General features: G+C 69.0%; 14 protein-coding genes. 7 read left to right on the forward strand and 7 right to left on the reverse strand.

Translation table 11 applies throughout. The features are described from left to right. Window positions 1-291 precede the first annotated feature (291 nt). From ACFV15_RS44950 to uraD, 5 genes are read right to left on the reverse strand one after another with little or no spacing between them, the layout of a single operon-like run. Window positions 292-870, reverse strand: coding sequence for a TetR/AcrR family transcriptional regulator (locus ACFV15_RS44950; protein ID WP_378359206.1), 579 nt, complete (start codon window positions 868-870; stop codon window positions 292-294). 19 nt (window positions 871-889) lie between these two features. Then, window positions 890-1,282, reverse strand: a complete 393-nt coding sequence (locus ACFV15_RS44955) for a DUF3052 domain-containing protein (RefSeq protein ID WP_378359207.1) — start codon at window positions 1,280-1,282, stop codon at window positions 890-892. Continuing rightward, window positions 1,282-2,166, reverse strand: a complete 885-nt coding sequence (gene pucL / locus ACFV15_RS44960) for a factor-independent urate hydroxylase (protein ID WP_378359208.1) — start codon at window positions 2,164-2,166, stop codon at window positions 1,282-1,284. The genes ACFV15_RS44955 and pucL overlap by 1 nt, the downstream gene beginning before the upstream one ends. Before the next feature lies 1 nt (window position 2,167). Beyond that, entirely contained in the window at window positions 2,168-2,494 is a 327-nt protein-coding gene (uraH, locus tag ACFV15_RS44965) for a hydroxyisourate hydrolase (RefSeq protein WP_378359210.1), read from the reverse strand. Beyond that, on the reverse strand, window positions 2,491-2,961 hold the full coding sequence (gene uraD, locus ACFV15_RS44970; RefSeq protein WP_378359211.1) for a 2-oxo-4-hydroxy-4-carboxy-5-ureidoimidazoline decarboxylase: 471 nt from the start codon (window positions 2,959-2,961) through the stop codon (window positions 2,491-2,493). The genes uraH and uraD overlap by 4 nt, the downstream gene beginning before the upstream one ends. A gap of 62 nt (window positions 2,962-3,023) precedes the next feature. Here uraD and ACFV15_RS44975 point away from each other — a divergent pair, with 62 nt between their 5' ends. The 4 genes from ACFV15_RS44975 to ACFV15_RS44990 all read left to right on the forward strand — a co-directional run bounded on the left by ACFV15_RS44975 (window position 3,024) and on the right by ACFV15_RS44990 (window position 8,832). Then, window positions 3,024-3,800, forward strand: a complete 777-nt coding sequence (locus tag ACFV15_RS44975; RefSeq protein ID WP_378359213.1) for a hydroxypyruvate isomerase family protein — start codon at window positions 3,024-3,026, stop codon at window positions 3,798-3,800. Then, the gene (allB, locus tag ACFV15_RS44980; RefSeq protein WP_378359215.1) at window positions 3,797-5,113 is read left to right on the forward strand and encodes an allantoinase AllB; all 1,317 of its coding nucleotides are present in this window, start codon (window positions 3,797-3,799) and stop codon (window positions 5,111-5,113) included. The genes ACFV15_RS44975 and allB overlap by 4 nt, the downstream gene beginning before the upstream one ends. Window positions 5,114-5,115: 2 nt before the next feature. Next, window positions 5,116-6,111 (forward strand): allantoicase, encoded by a 996-nt coding sequence (gene alc / locus ACFV15_RS44985; RefSeq protein WP_378359229.1) that lies wholly within the window; start codon window positions 5,116-5,118, stop codon window positions 6,109-6,111. A gap of 138 nt (window positions 6,112-6,249) precedes the next feature. Further along, window positions 6,250-8,832 (forward strand): S8 family serine peptidase, encoded by a 2,583-nt coding sequence (locus tag ACFV15_RS44990; protein ID WP_378359217.1) that lies wholly within the window; start codon window positions 6,250-6,252, stop codon window positions 8,830-8,832. On the opposite strand, the gene ACFV15_RS44995 is transcribed toward ACFV15_RS44990, so the two are convergent. After that, entirely contained in the window at window positions 8,829-9,443 is a 615-nt protein-coding gene (locus ACFV15_RS44995; protein WP_378359219.1) for a (2Fe-2S)-binding protein, read from the reverse strand. The genes ACFV15_RS44990 and ACFV15_RS44995 overlap by 4 nt on opposite strands. Then, window positions 9,440-10,282: a putative RNA methyltransferase gene (locus tag ACFV15_RS45000; RefSeq protein WP_378359221.1), complete on the reverse strand. Its 843-nt coding sequence runs from the start codon at window positions 10,280-10,282 to the stop codon at window positions 9,440-9,442. Before ACFV15_RS45000 ends, ACFV15_RS44995 begins: the two co-directional genes overlap by 4 nt. 186 nt (window positions 10,283-10,468) lie before the next feature. Here ACFV15_RS45000 and ACFV15_RS45005 point away from each other — a divergent pair, with 186 nt between their 5' ends. The 3 genes from ACFV15_RS45005 to ACFV15_RS45015 are packed head-to-tail and all read left to right on the forward strand — an operon-like array spanning window position 10,469 to window position 14,498. Beyond that, window positions 10,469-11,848, forward strand: coding sequence for an ammonium transporter (locus tag ACFV15_RS45005; RefSeq protein ID WP_378359223.1), 1,380 nt, complete (start codon window positions 10,469-10,471; stop codon window positions 11,846-11,848). After that, window positions 11,845-12,183 (forward strand): P-II family nitrogen regulator, encoded by a 339-nt coding sequence (locus tag ACFV15_RS45010; RefSeq protein WP_378359225.1) that lies wholly within the window; start codon window positions 11,845-11,847, stop codon window positions 12,181-12,183. The genes ACFV15_RS45005 and ACFV15_RS45010 overlap by 4 nt, the downstream gene beginning before the upstream one ends. A 2-nt stretch (window positions 12,184-12,185) precedes the next feature. Then, window positions 12,186-14,498, forward strand: a complete 2,313-nt coding sequence (locus tag ACFV15_RS45015; protein ID WP_378359227.1) for a [protein-PII] uridylyltransferase — start codon at window positions 12,186-12,188, stop codon at window positions 14,496-14,498. The last annotated feature ends 102 nt before the right edge of the window (window positions 14,499-14,600 follow it).

A 14,600-nucleotide genomic window follows, 5' to 3' on the forward strand; every position in this document is an offset into this window, starting at 1 on the left:
ACCACTACCAGGGCCTTTTCACCGCCACCCACCGACAACCCTGACCCCCCACCCCGACAACCGGACCACAGTGGACACACCGGATGCAACGCCGGTCGAATCCCCCTGCCCACCCACCAACCACAAGATCAACAACCACGAAAACGATCACCAGAAAACAACCGGTGGATCCAGGCTGACCGACACAAACGCCCCGTTCATCCCGTCCAGTCCCGCCCAGAACTCGCACAAAAGCGACAATGCGGGATAAAAATCGTCAGGCTGAGTCCTTTGTGGACATTTCGGGAAGGCTCACGAGCCCTGGAGGGCGGCGCGGGCGGCGTGGGCCGCGGTGGCGCCCGCGACTTCGAGGGCCTCCGTGTTGCGCAGGGCGCGGCTGAGTACGAAAGCGCCTTCCAAGCTGGTGATGATCGCGATGATCAGGGTGCGCGCCGCCTCGGGGGACAGGCCGAACTTCGCGACCAAGCCGGCCGTGCCGTGGTCGATCCAGGCCGTGAAGACGTCGGCGGTCGCGATCCGCAGTGGTTCGTTGGTGCTGGCGACCTCCAGCGCCACCGTCGCGATCGGGCAGGCGTCCGCGTAGTCGGTTTCACGCAAGGTCTCGGCGGCGCTCGCGAAGATGGCTTCGACCGTGGTGACGAGTTCGGCGTCGTCGGTGAAGAAGATCTCGAACAGCTGCAGGTACATCATCCCGGAGGTCCGGATGACCTCCTCGCCGAGCTGTTCCTTCCCGCCGGGGAAGAAGTGGTAGAGCGAGCCGAAGGGCGCGCCCGCCTCGGCGACGATCTGCTTGACGCCTGTGCCCGTGTAGCCGTTGCGGCGGAAAAGCTCCGCGCCGGCGTTGACGATGCGCTCGCGAGTCCCGGTCATACCGACATGATAGAGCGATCTATCTAGTACTCCGCCACAGGAACTTCAGGCCGGACCAGTCGTTGTCGAGCGCCGCGACCTTGACGTCAACCAGGCCGGTCGGCAGCAGGAGGTCGCGCAGGTCCTGCTCGGCGATGTCGCTGACATGCCCGCCCGCTTTCCGTGGCCAGGCGATCCACAGCGCGCAGCCGGGCGCCAGCGAGGTGAACTTGGCCGAGTCCGCGACCAGTTCGCGGCGCGAACGGTAGAACGCCACGATCACGTCGCCCGCCATCCCGCGCCGGAGCACGCGCACGCCGCCGGGCAGCTCGGGCACCTCCCAGCCGGACGGCGCGTGCAGCAGGACGAGCCGGTGCTCCGCCTTGATCCCCAGCTTCTTCGCCAGCGGGGTGCCCGAGTACCCGGCGGTCATCAGAACGCCGGGAGCGTGTGCCAGGCGAGCCCGGGGTCCTCCGCGTCGTCGCGGATGACCGTGCCCTCGATCAGGCCGTACGGCCGGTCGGCCGCGTAGAAGACCTCGTTCTCGTTGGTCAGCCCGAACGGCGACAGGTCGACCAGGAAATGGTGCTTGTTCGGCAGCGAAAGCCGCACCTCGGCCACCTCCGGCCTGGCGCGCAGGACGGCCTCGCCCATCGCGTACAACGTCTGCTGCAGCGAGAGGCTGTGCTTGGTCGCGAACGTCTCCAGCATGACCCGGCGGATCTCCGTGTGGCTCTTCGCCCAGTCGATTTCACTGCCCTGGTAACGCCAGCGCGCGGTCACGGCGGTCGCCAGGATCCGGTCCGAGGTCTCGCCCAGCGTCGTGTACTTGTCGCGCGGGAAGCCGTGGAACTCCGAGCCGGTCGACTTCAGCAGCACCAGGTCGTCGAGCCCGGACACCACCCACGAGTCCGCGCCCTGGACGGTGACCGCGGTCGTCCGCTTTTCCGAGCCCGAGCGGGAGAACGCGTGGTCGTGCGCTTTGCCGTCGACCGGGATGCGGTCCCAGCCGTGCTCTTCGATGAGAATGCGAGCGCCGGTGACCGGGCCGCGGACGAAATGCCGTCCGAGTCGCAGCGCGAAGTCCTCGATCTCGCCGACCGGGCTCTCCTTGGCGAAGGCGTAGACCGTGTTCTTCTGCGTGTCGGTCGCCAGCACGTCGGAGTTGTCGCCGGTCAGATGCGTGCGCTCGAGGTCGCCGCGCAGCGACGTGGACACGGTGAGGTCCTTGAGGTGGTGCACTGGACCACTGCGGTTGACCGTGACCAGCCGGACCTCGGCCTTGCCGTACTGGTTGGGGCCCAAGGTGATGCCCACGTCAGCTCCCTCGGTAGGTGGAATAGGAGAACGGGCTGAGCAGCACCGGCACATGGTGGTGCGCGCCGGGGTCGGCGATCCGGAAACTGACCGTGATCTCCGGGAAGAACGCCTCGGGCCCCAGATAGGACCCGGTGTCGAAGATCAGCCGGTAGACGCCCGCGTCGAGCCGCTCGGGGCCGAGTTCGTGGACGCGCCCGTCGGCGTCGGTGACGCCTTCGGCGAGCACGGACCAGCCCGCCAGGTCATGCGCTTCGAGGCGTACCGGGACACCCTGCGCGGGGTGGCCCTCGGCGGTGTCGAGCACGTGCGTGGTCACCTGGCTCATCGGACCGCCTTCGCCAGCCGTAGTTTCGCGATCTTCACCAGCTCCTGACCGGCGATCCGCAACTCGGTCTCCGCGTCGTTGCCGAGCCGTGAACGCAGGATCTCCAGCAGCTCCTCGCCGCTTCGGCCACTGGCGCACACCAGGTAGACGTGCCCGAACCGGGCCTCGTACTCGGCGTTGGCCGCGAGGAACTTCTCCGCGGTCGAACCGTCCACACCGGACTGCTCAGAGCGCGACCACGCCGCGCCAGTGCCCTCGCCCGACGGCTTCTCGCCGATGCGGGGATGCGCGGCCATCGCGGCCCGGATCTCGTCGGGTTCGAGCACCAGATCAGCGGCCCCGAGCAGGCCTTCGAGGTCCGCGTACGGGCGGCCTGCCTGCACCGTGTCCACCCAGCGGGGCACCGCCAGGCACTCGGTGAGCACGGCACGCGGGTCGGCCGCGGCGTTGAACTCGGCGAGCTGCAACGTGAGACTCCTCTCGGACTTTCACGCCGACACTATCCCGTCCGCTCGGGTAGCGTCGACGCATGGATTACGACGTCAACCTGTCGATCCTCTTCACCGAGCTGCCGCTGCTCGACCGCCCGGCCGCGGCACGCGCCGCCGGTTTCGAAGCCGCCGAGTTCTGGTGGCCGTTCGACGTGGCGGTGCCGCCGGACGCCGAGGTGGACCGGTTCGCCCGCGCGGTCGGGGACGCGGGCCTGCGGCTGGCGTTGCTGAACTTCTACGGCGGTGACCTCGCCGCCGGTGAGCGCGGGCTGATCTCCACGCCTGGCCGTGAGACCGAGCTCGCCGACAATGTCGACGTCGCCGTCGGGATCGCCGAGCGGCTGGGCTGCCGGACGTTCAATCCCTTGTACGGCTTGCGTATCGACGGGCTCGACCCCGCCGCGCAAGACGAGCACGCACTGTCCACACTGGACACGATGGCGTCGAAGGTGGCCCGCGTCGGCGGACGCCTCGCGCTGGAGCCCCTGTCGGCGGTGCCGCGATATCCGCTGCTGACCTCGGCCGACGCCTTGCGGATCATCGACAAGCTCGGCCGCGACGACGTGCTGCTGCTCGCCGACCTCTACCACCTCGCGGTCAACGGTGACGACCTCGACGAAGTCGTCAAGCTCGACCGGATCGGCCACGTCCAGATCGCCGACGCGCCCGGCAGGCATCAGCCTGGAACCGGATCACTGGACATTCCCGGCTACCTGCGGAAACTGTCGGCAGCGGGCTACTCGGGTTACGTTGGCGTCGAGTATCACCCGATCGGGCACAGCGCCGATTCGTTCGGCTGGATGGGAGCGGTGTGAAGCTGGTTTTCAAGGCCAGGCGGGTCATCACGCCCGAGGGCGAACGGCCGGCCTGCGTCGGCGTCGAGGACGGCCGGATCGTCGCGGTCGACGACCGGCTGACCGGCGACCGGGTCATCGAACTCACCGACGATTCGGTGCTGCTGCCGGGTCTCGTCGACACCCATGTGCACGTCAACGACCCTGGCCGCAGCGAGTGGGAGGGCTTCGAGACGGCCACCCGCGCCGCGGCCGCCGGCGGCGTCACCACGCTGGTCGACATGCCGCTCAACAGCCTGCCGCCGACCGTCGACGTGGCTTCGCTCGACGTCAAGCGCAAGACGGCCGAGGGCCGCGTGCACATCGACGTCGGCTTCTGGGGCGGCGCGATCCCCGGAAACCGCGCTGACCTGCGCGGACTGCACGACGCGGGAGTGTTCGGCTTCAAGTGCTTCCTGCTGCACTCCGGCGTGGACGAGTTCCCGCCGCTGAGCGCCCCGGAACTCGAAGAAGACCTGCGCGAACTTCAGAGCTACGGCGCGATGATGATCGTGCACGCCGAAGACTCCGATTCGATCGAGCACGCGCCCGCGCCGCACGGCGCGAAGTACGACGACTTCCTGCACTCACGGCCACGCGGCGCCGAGAACATGGCCATCGCGCGGGTCATCGAGCTGGCCAGGTGGACCGGCGCGCGGGTGCACATCCTGCACTTGTCGTCCTCCGACGCGTTGCCGATGATCGCCAGCGCGCGGCGTGACGGTGTCGCGCTGACCGTCGAGACGTGCCCGCACTACCTGAGCTTCACCGCCGAGGAGATCCTCGACGGCGCGACGCAGTTCAAATGCTGCCCGCCGATCCGCGAGGCGGAGAACCGCGAACTGCTCTGGCGCGGGCTCGCCGACGGCGTGATCGACTACGTGGTCAGCGACCATTCACCGTGCACGGCCGAGCTGAAACGCTTTGACAGCGGGGATTTCGGCGAAGCCTGGGGTGGCATCGCGAGCCTGCAGCTCGGCCTGCCCGCGGTCTGGACACAGGCGCGGCATCGCGGGTTCACGCTGTCCGACGTCGTACGCTGGATGGCCGAACGGCCCGCCACCCAGGTCGGGCTCGCGCGCAAGGGCCGGATCGAGGTCGGCTACGACGCGGACTTCTGCGTGTTCGCGCCGGACGAGTCGTTCCAGGTGGACGCCACGAAACTCCAGCACCGCAACAAGGTCAGCGCCTATCATGGCCGGACGCTCGACGGTGTCGTGCGCTCGACCTGGCTGCGCGGCGCGGAGGTCACCGGTGAGCGGCCGGCCGGACGCCTGCTGAGCAGAGGGGAATGACGATGATCGAACGTCCGCAGTGGACGTCCAAACCGGACTTGGCGTCGAGGCGTTTCGGCGGCACGGTGATGTGGGCGACCGACGAGTTGTTCGCGGAGAAGGAAAACCTCATCAACGCCTGGGCGCCGACGCACCGGCCGGAGACCTTCGGCCCGCGCGGTCAGCTCTACGACGGCTGGGAGACGCGCCGCCGCCGCGAAGCGGGCGACGACATGGCGATCGTGCGGCTCGGCCTGCCGGGCAGGGTCTCCGGGGTCATCGTGGACACGGCGTTCTTCAAGGGGAACTACCCGCCGTACATCTCGGTCGAGGCGTGCGCGGTCGACGGCTACCCGAGCCCCGGCGAGCTGACCGGCTGGGAGCCGATCGTCGCGCGCTCGGCGGTCAACGGTGACCAGGAGAACTTCTTCCCGGTCGCCAACGCCAAGCGGTACACCCATGTCCGGCTCACCATGTACCCCGACGGCGGCGTCGCCAGGCTGCGCGTGCACGGCACCCCGATCGCCGACCCCGGCCAGGTCGACTTCGACGCGCTCGACCTCGCCGCGCTGGAGAACGGCGCGTCGATCACCGGCTGCAGCAACATGTTCTACTCCTCGCCGAACAACCTGCTCGCCCCCGGACTGGCCGCGAACCAGGCCGAGGGCTGGGAGACCTCACGCCGCCGCGGCGACGGCAACGACTGGGTGACGCTGAAGCTCGCGGGCGCCGGCACGATCCGGTTCGCCGAGCTGGACACCACGCACCTCAAGGGAAACGCGCCAGGCTGGGCCGCGTTGAGCGGCTCGGCGGACGGCGGCGAGCGGTGGTTCGAACTGCTGCCGCGCACCCGCCTGCAGCCGGACACGCGGCACCGGTTCGCGCTGCTCGATTCGCCGGAGGTGACCGACGCCCGGCTCGACATCTACCCCGACGGTGGCCTGGCGAGGCTCCGGTTGTGGGGCGGGCTAACGGAATCGGGCCGCGCGACGGTCAAGCACCGCTTCGAGCACTCGTGACCCTCACGGGCCGAGGGCGCTCGTAAGTCCTTTTCCGACCCCGCGCCGATCACGTGCGCACTAATGGCGGCTTTGATGCGGCAAAAGGGCGGAGGAGCGTAGAGCGACTTTGGGTGTTCGCGAGGGGAAGGACCCAAAATGGCTCGAGAACTGATCGTCGTCACCAAGCCGGACGCCGAACTCCGAGCGCGGGCCGCGGGACTGGCCTCGGCCGCTGACGCCGATATCGGCTCGTTGTCCTCCGCGCTGGCCAGGCACGGCGCCCGCCTGACGCCGCTGTTCGGGCTCAGCGAGGAACGACTACGCGCCAACATCGTCGCGCTGCAGAACACCGAGGTGCCCGACCTGGCCACGTATTACCGCGTGGAGGCCGAAGACGCCGTGCTCGACGACCTGGCGGCCGCGCTCCGGACGGAGGAACTCGTCGACGGCGCGTACGTCAAACCGGACGGCGTACTGCCGTCGACCGCGATTGAGGCCACGCTCAACACGATGGTGCCGAACACCGGCGATCCACCGGCCGTGACACCGGATTTCAGTGCGTACCAAGGGTATCTGGACCCCGCGCCTGGCGGGATCGACGCACGGTACGCCTGGACGATCGCCGGCGGGCGCGGCCGGGGAGTCCGCGTCGTCGACTGCGAATGGGCGTGGCGGTTCACCCACGAAGACCTCACGCGGAGCCAGGGCGGCGTGCTCGCCGGGACCGCGGCGGCCGATCAGCGCAGCCTCGACCACGGCACCGCCGTGCTCGGCGCGATCAGCGGCGACCACAACGGGCTCGGCGTGATCGGCATCGCCGCCGACGCCTGGGTCGCCGGGTCGAGCTTCCACGACCAGTCCACCGCGAAGGCCATCCGCGCGGCGGCCGACAAGCTCGGTCACGGCGACATCCTCCTGCTGGAGATCCACCGGATCGGCCCGCGTGGCTATCTCGCGATCGAATGGTGGCCCGACGATTTCGCCGCCATCCGGTACGCGATCGCCAAAGGCGTGATCGTGGTCGAAGCGGCGGGAAATGGTTTCCAGAACCTCGACGACGCCGTTTACGACCGGCGGCCGGAAGGATTCCCCAGCACTTGGCGTAACCCGTTCAACGCCGTGAATCCGTGCTCCGGCGCGATCGTGGTCGGCGCGGGCGCCCCGCCGGAGGGCACGCACGGCGCCGACTGGGGCCCGGACCGCTCGCGGCTCGACTTCTCCAACTACGGCGCGCGTGTCGACGCGCAGGGCTGGGGCCGCGAGGTCACGTCAACCGGCTACGGCGATCTGCAGGGTGGAACCAGCCAGGATCTCTGGTACACCAACACTTTCTCCGGCACGTCGAGCGCGGCACCGATCGTCGTCGGCGCGCTTGCCTGCCTCCAGGGGATCCTCCATGAGCGCGGCCCGCTGCGCCTCACGCCCGCCCGCGCGCGAGCGCTACTGCGCGCGACCGGTTCGCCGCAGCAGGACGCGCCGGGCAGGCCCGCGACCCAGCGCATCGGCAACCGGCCGGACCTGCGGCAGCTGATCCCGGCGGCGACCCGGCCGTCGGCACGCGTCGGTGATGTCGACGGCGACGGCCGCGCGGAGATCGTCGTGACCAGCCCGTGGGGGATGGGCGTGCTCAAGCAGTCGGGTGGCGCGCTGACCGCGCCGATGCTGGCGCCGAACGGCACCCGCTTCGGCCAATGGCTGCTCGACACGGCCGACAATCAGCTCGACCCGATGGCCGACTTCGACGGCGACGGGCGGTCCGAGATCCTGGTGAGCGGCCCGTCGGGCCTCGGCGTCTGCAAGGTGCTCGGCGGCACGGCCATCACCTCGGCGACGGCGGGCAACGGGTCACGGCTGGGGCAGTGGCCGCTGAACACGGCAGGCGACAGGTTCGGCCCCGCCGGTGATTTCGACGGAGACCGTCGCGCCGAGGTACTGGTGCGAAGTCCTCGGGGCTTGGGCATTCTGAAGCAGTCCGGCACCGGCATGACCAGCTCGATGGTCGCGCCGAACGGCACGCGGTTCGGGCAGTGGCCGCTGGACACGGCCGACGACCACTTCGGGCCGGTCGGTGATTTCGACGGCGACGGCTGCGACGAGATACTGGTGACCAGCCCGTGGGGTATCGGGATCTTGAAGCAGTCAGGCGCCTCGCTGACCGTGTCGATGATGGCGCCCAACGGATCCCGGTTCGGGCAATGGCTGCTGAACACGGCGGACAACCGGTTCGGGCCGGTCGGTGATTTCGACGGCGACGGGCACGCGGAGATACTGGTGACCAGTCCCTGGGGCATCGGGATACTCAAACTGTCCGGTGGCACGCTCAGCGCGCCCGTGATGGCGCCGAACGGCGTGCGGTTCGGCGGCTGGCTGCTGAACACCGCCGACAACGAGTTCGGCCCCGTCGGCGATTTCGACGGTGACACGCGCGCGGAGATACTGGTCAAAAGTCCTTGGGGCATCGGCATCCTGAAACAGATCGGCGGGGCGCTGACCGTCCCGTCGATGGCGCCGAACGGCTCGCGCTTCGGCGATTGGCTGCTCAACACCGCCGACGACCACTTCGGCTCGGTCGCCGACTTCGACGGCGACCATCGGGCGGAGCTGCTGCTGACCAGCCCGTGGGGTGTCGGGATGCTGAAACAGACCGGCGCGACGTTCACGGCGTCGATGCTGGCGCCCAACGGCGCGCGCTTCGGCGGCTGGCTGCTGAACACCGCCGACAACGAGTTCGGCGGTTAAGAACCCGTCCGCAGGCGGCGCTCGCGTTCCTCCGGGCGCTGCCGCGGGCAGCTCGTGCACTTCGACGCGTTCGCGGTCTCGTAGATCAGGCAGCACGACGCCCGCCGGACCACAGGGGCGCGCCCGACCCGGACGAACCGCGGCTTCGGCCAGCCGTGCCCGATGGCCGCGACCAGCGGCTCGGCCAGTGTCATGGCGCGCTCGGGGTCCACCGTCCACAGGAGACGGTTGCCGACCGAGTCCGTCGCGATGGCACGCAGCGCGGGCACCCGCGCGCCGCTGACCTGGGAGATCGTCGCGATCACCGGCTCGTAGGCCTCGGCCATCGCCTTGCCGACGGCTTCGAGGTCACCCGGCAGCGCCCTGGTCGCGTGCGCGCCCCGGAACCGGCCGTCGGGCAGCATGTCCAGCTCGACGGCGTCCAGCGCGGGATCGAGCGCGACACCGTCGCGGACCAGCGCCTCCACGACGGGCCCGATGAGCACGGACGACAGCGAATACCACCAGACGGTGCCGAGCACCTGGGGCGACGCGCAGCCGTACAGCTTCGCGGCGCCGCCGATCCGTGCCCGTACCCAGGCCGCGTCGGTGATCGCCGTCGCCGGTGTCATCGGCGGTAGGCCGAGACGGTGAACGAGGTGGTCACTTCGACCGGCTCGCTGATCGCGTCGAGCTGGTCCGACCTGCCGCCTTTGTGCAGGTGGTGCGCGCTCGGGCCCATGCCGACGACCTGGCGGATCTGGTCGGGGCTCAGCGTGACCTTGCGCGTGAGCTCGGTGCGGGACTCGAGCGTGACGTACTTCGACAGCGTGGTGTCGAGGCGTTCTTCCTTGCGTTCGTCGACCGACACGATCAGCTCCCGCAGTTCGCCGAGGTGTCCAGGGTCCGGCATGGCGACCACCAGCTTCCCGCCGGGACGCAGCACCCGGTGGAACTCGGGGCCGTTGCGCGGGGCGAACACGTTGAGCACGAGCGAAGCCGAACCGGAAGCCACCGGCCAAGGCTCCCAGAGATTCCAGACGGCCGCGCCCAGCCGTTCGTGCGCGCGGGCGGCGCGCCGCAACGCGACCGCCGAGACGTCCAGCGCGAGGCCGTGCGCCTCGGGGGCGGCGTCCAGCACGCGCGCGAGGTAGTAGCCGGTGCCCGCGCCCGCGTCGACGATCAAGCCATCGGTCGCGTGCTTGGCGAGTTCGTCGGCGAGCGGCGTGTAAACACCGGTCTCGAGGAACGCCGCACGCGCCGCGACCATGTCCGGGGTGTCGGCCGTGCCCGCCGGTATTCGCGCATGCAAAAGGTTCACGTACCCCTGCTTGGCTACGTCGAACGAGTGACCCAGGTCGCAACGCAGGGTGCGCTGCGTTAAGACGAGCGGGTTAGCGCAGACAGAGCACAGGAGGACGTCGAGTACGGCTGGTGGCGGTAAGTGATTGCCGTGCCCGGTGGTGGTCATGTCGCTATTCGACCACGAGGTTACGGATGCGGACATTCCCGCCCGCGTGTCACGAAACGTGCCCGTAACAACGTGGCCCCGACAGTTCACCGCCGCGAAACCTCCAACGCCGCCCCGTGAAACACCGCGGGCCAAAACTGCGCCCCAACGACAGCGCTTCGAAGAAAAGGCGCACGGGAGGACGATGTGCTGAACGCAGGAGACACCGCTTGGGTGTTGGCCAGCGCCGCGCTGGTCATGCTCATGACACCGGGACTGGCGTTCTTCTATGGCGGCATGGTCCGCGTGAAGAGCGTGTTGAACATGCTGATGATGAACTTCATCGCGCTGGCAGTGGTCGGCGTGCTGTGGGTGCTGTACGGCTTCACCATGTCGTTCGGCAACGACGCGTTCGGCGGTCTGCTCGGTAACTTCGACTTCGCCGGGCTGAGCAACACCTTCGGCAAGCTCGCCGGTTTCGTCACCGCCGCCACCGACTCGGCGCCCGAGGTGCCGTGGCCAGGCGCCGACGGCCTGCCGATCCTGGCCTTCGTGATGTTCCAGCTGATGTTCGCGATCATCACCCCCGCCCTCATCTCCGGCGCCATCGCCGACCGGGTGAAGTTCTGGGGCTGGGTGCTGTTCATCGTCATCTGGGTGACCATCGTGTACTTCCCGGTCGCGCACTGGGTCTTCTCGTTCAACGGTTTCGTCGGCGCCGACGCGGTGGGCGGCTGGATCGCCAACAACCTCAAGGCACTCGACTTCGCCGGTGGCACCGCGGTCCACATCAACGCGGGCGCGGCCGGTCTGGCGCTGGCGATCGTGGTCGGCAAGCGCAAGGGCTGGCCGAAGGACACCGGGCGCCCGCACAACGTCCCGTTCGTCCTGCTGGGCGCGAGCCTGCTGTGGTTCGGCTGGTACGGCTTCAACGCGGGTTCGGCGCTGGCCGCCAACGACCTCGCCGCCGTCGCGTTCACCAACACGACCGTCGCCACCGCCGCCGCCGTGCTCGGCTGGCTGATCGTCGAGCAGCTGAAGTTCGGCAAGCCGACCACGCTCGGCGCCGCGTCCGGTGCCGTCGCCGGTCTGGTCGCGATCACCCCGGCGTGTGGTTTCGTCACGCCGATCGGGTCGATCATCATCGGTGTCATCGCCGGCGCGCTCTGTGCGCTCGCCGTCAGCCTCAAGTACCGCTTCGGCTTCGACGACTCGCTCGACGTCGTCGGCGTCCACCTGGTCGGCGGCATCGTCGGCACGCTGCTCATCGGTCTCTTCGCCACCAAGAAGGTCAACTCGCTCGGCGCGGACGGCCTGTTCTACGGCGGCGGCCTCGACCAGCTCGGCAAGCAGGCACTCGCCGCGGGCGCGGTGCTGGCGTACTCCTTCGTGCTGACCTTCATCATCGGCTGGGTGCTCAAGAAGATCGGTGCCTTCCGGGTCAGCGTCGAGGACGAGGTCAACGGCGTCGACGAGGCGCTGCACGCGGAAAGCGCCTACGACTTCACCGGTTCGAGTGGCGGCGGCCTCAGCTCGCCGAGCACTATTCCGGTCAAGTCCGTTTCTCTTGAGGGGAGCAAGGCGTGAAGCTCATCACCGCCATCGTCAAGCCGTTCACACTCGACGACATCCGCTCGGCGCTGGAGCAGCTCGGCGTGCTGGGCATGACGGTCAGCGAAGTGCAGGGCTACGGCAGGCAGAAGGGCCACACCGAGGTCTACCGCGGCGCCGAGTACTCGGTCGACTTCGTGGCCAAGCTCCGCATCGAGGTCGTCACGGACGACAGCAACGTCGAGAAGGTGCTGGACGCGATCGTCACGGCGGCGCACACCGGCAAGATCGGTGACGGCAAGCTGTGGGTGACCGCGGTCGACACGGTCATCAGGGTCCGCACGGGCGAGCGCGGCACGGACGCACTGTAGCCGTGGTCGACGGGGGAGAGCTGGTCAAGGCCACCGAGCGGCTGCTCGAGGGCAGGCACGGACGACTGGGCGCGGCGGCATTGCGCGCCGCACTGGTCGACCTGTACGAGTTCTGGCTGAGCAAGGGCGCCACGGCGGCCGGCGTCGACACCGCTGATCCCGGTGTCGCGCTGGTCGCCGTCGGCGGCCTCGGCAGACGAGAGCTAGTACCCTTCTCGGACCTTGACCTGGTCTTGCTGCACAACGGAAACCCCGAGGTCGCCAAGGTGGCCGACGCGCTCTGGTACCCACTGTGGGACGCGCGCGTCGGCCTCGACCACTCGGTCAGAACACCAGGCGAAGCACTCAAAGTCGCCTCGGAAGACTTGCGTACTGCCGTCGGGTTGTTGGACGCCCGCCACATCGCGGGTGACTCGGGGTTGACCGAACGCGTCGCGTCGGCGGCCCGCGACCAATGGCGCCGCACCGCACGCAAAGTATTGCCCGCCTTGGCGGAATCGGTCCGCCTCCGCTGGCAGCGCAGTGGTGAGATCGCCCAGTCGGCCGAGCCGGACCTCAAGTACGGCAGGGGCGGCCTCCGCGACATCGGCGTACTCGAAGCCTTGGCACTGGCCCAGCTGACCGACCGCCTCAGCGAAGAACTCCGCGCGGCCAAGGAGTTACTCCTCGACGTCCGCACCGAGATGCGCCGCGAGCTCCGCCGCGACCGCGACATCCTGGGAGCGGCGGAAGCCGACCTGGTAGCGTCCGAATTGGACCTAGGCGACCGTTTCACGTTGGCCCGCAAGCTTTCCGGAGCAGGCCGCGCGGTCGGCTACGCGGTAGACGTGGCGTTGAGGTCAACGGAGGAAGCCCCCAAAACCCGTTTCGGCCGCCGCCCCGCCCGAACCCCCTTGGACGAAGGCGTAGTCCTCCACGGCAACGAGGTAGCCCTCGCCCGAGACGTGATCCCGGCCAAGGACCCGGCTCTGTTGTTGCGCGTAGCCGCAGCTTCGGCCCGCACCGGCAAGCCGATCTCACACGGCACACTGCGCACCTTGGCGGACTCCGCGCCCGAACTCCGCGCACCCTGGCCAGCCGACGCCCGCAACTCCTTGGTCGAACTTCTCGGCGCGGGCGAAGGCCTAGTCGACGCGGTCGAAGCCCTGGACCGCACGGGTCTTTGGGCCCGCCTCTTCCCGGAATGGGGAGCGGTTCGCGACTTACCGCCCCGTTCCCCGGTCCACCAGTGGACTGTCGACCGCCACCTGGTCCGCGCGGCAGTCGAGGCATCCCGTTTGACCACCACGGTTTCCCGCCCAGACTTGTTGTTGATCGGAGCGTTGCTCCACGACATCGGCAAGGGCCGCGAAGCCGACCACTCAGAACTCGGCGCGGCCATCTCGTTGCAAGTGGCGGCCCGCCTCGGTCTGTCCACAGAGGACGCGGCACTGGTGTCGGCCATGGTCAGGCACCATTTGCTGTTGCCCCACACCGCAACCCGCCGCGACATCTCGGACCCGGCCACGGTCACCCGCATCGTCAAGACCCTCGACAACGACCCAGTCCTGCTCGAGTTGCTGCACGCACTGACGACCGCGGACTCGCTGGCCACCGGCCCGGGTGTCTGGACGGATTGGAAGGCCCGACTGCTGGCCGACCTGGTGTCCAGCTGCTCCCATGCCATGCACGGCAAGGGTTTGAGCGTCCCTGATCCTCTGACCGACCAGCAACGCGAGCTTGTGGCCAAGGCGGTCTCATCAGGCCACGGCGAGGTCGAGATCTCCGCCGAGGGCAAGGTCGTGACGGTGGTGCTGGCGGTCCCCGGCCGCAGCGAACTCCTCGCCCCGGCGGCAGGCGTGCTCGCCCTGCATTCCCTGGAGGTCCACACAGCGATCCTCCGCGGCCACGACGGCGGCCGCGCGGGCGTCTTCACGGCCTCCCCGAAGTTCGGCTCACTCCCCGACACAACGTTGTTGCGCGAGCAGTTCGCCCGCGCGGTGGCAGGCACTTTGCCGCTGACCCAACGCATCGCGGCCAAGGAGCGCGACTACGCGACGCCCCAGGTGTCCGCCCCGGCCAAGATCCTGTGGTTCGACGACGAGACCAGCGGTTCGGACACGGTCGTGCTCGAACTGCGCGCCGCCGACCGCATCGGCCTGCTCTTCCGAGTCGCGGGCGCTTTGCGTCGCTGCGAGGCCGAGGTCCGCTGGGCGAAGGCGGCCACCCTCGGCGGCGCGGTCGTCGACTCCTTCGCGGTCGCTCCGCGCACGGGCCGCGTGGATGCGGCTTGGCGGGATCGCGTAAGCGAAGTGGTGCTGAACGCGGCTTCCTGAGACGCGGGCCCGCGCTGGGCCCGGCCGCGCCCAGTTAGGGAGCGTTGTTGTGAACCCCCCAAAAACACGCCCCGCGTTTTCAAAATACGGGCCGAAACAGGT

The sequence above is a fragment of the Amycolatopsis sp. NPDC059657 genome, assembly GCF_042734395.1.
Lineage (GTDB): Bacteria > Actinomycetota > Actinomycetes > Mycobacteriales > Pseudonocardiaceae > Amycolatopsis.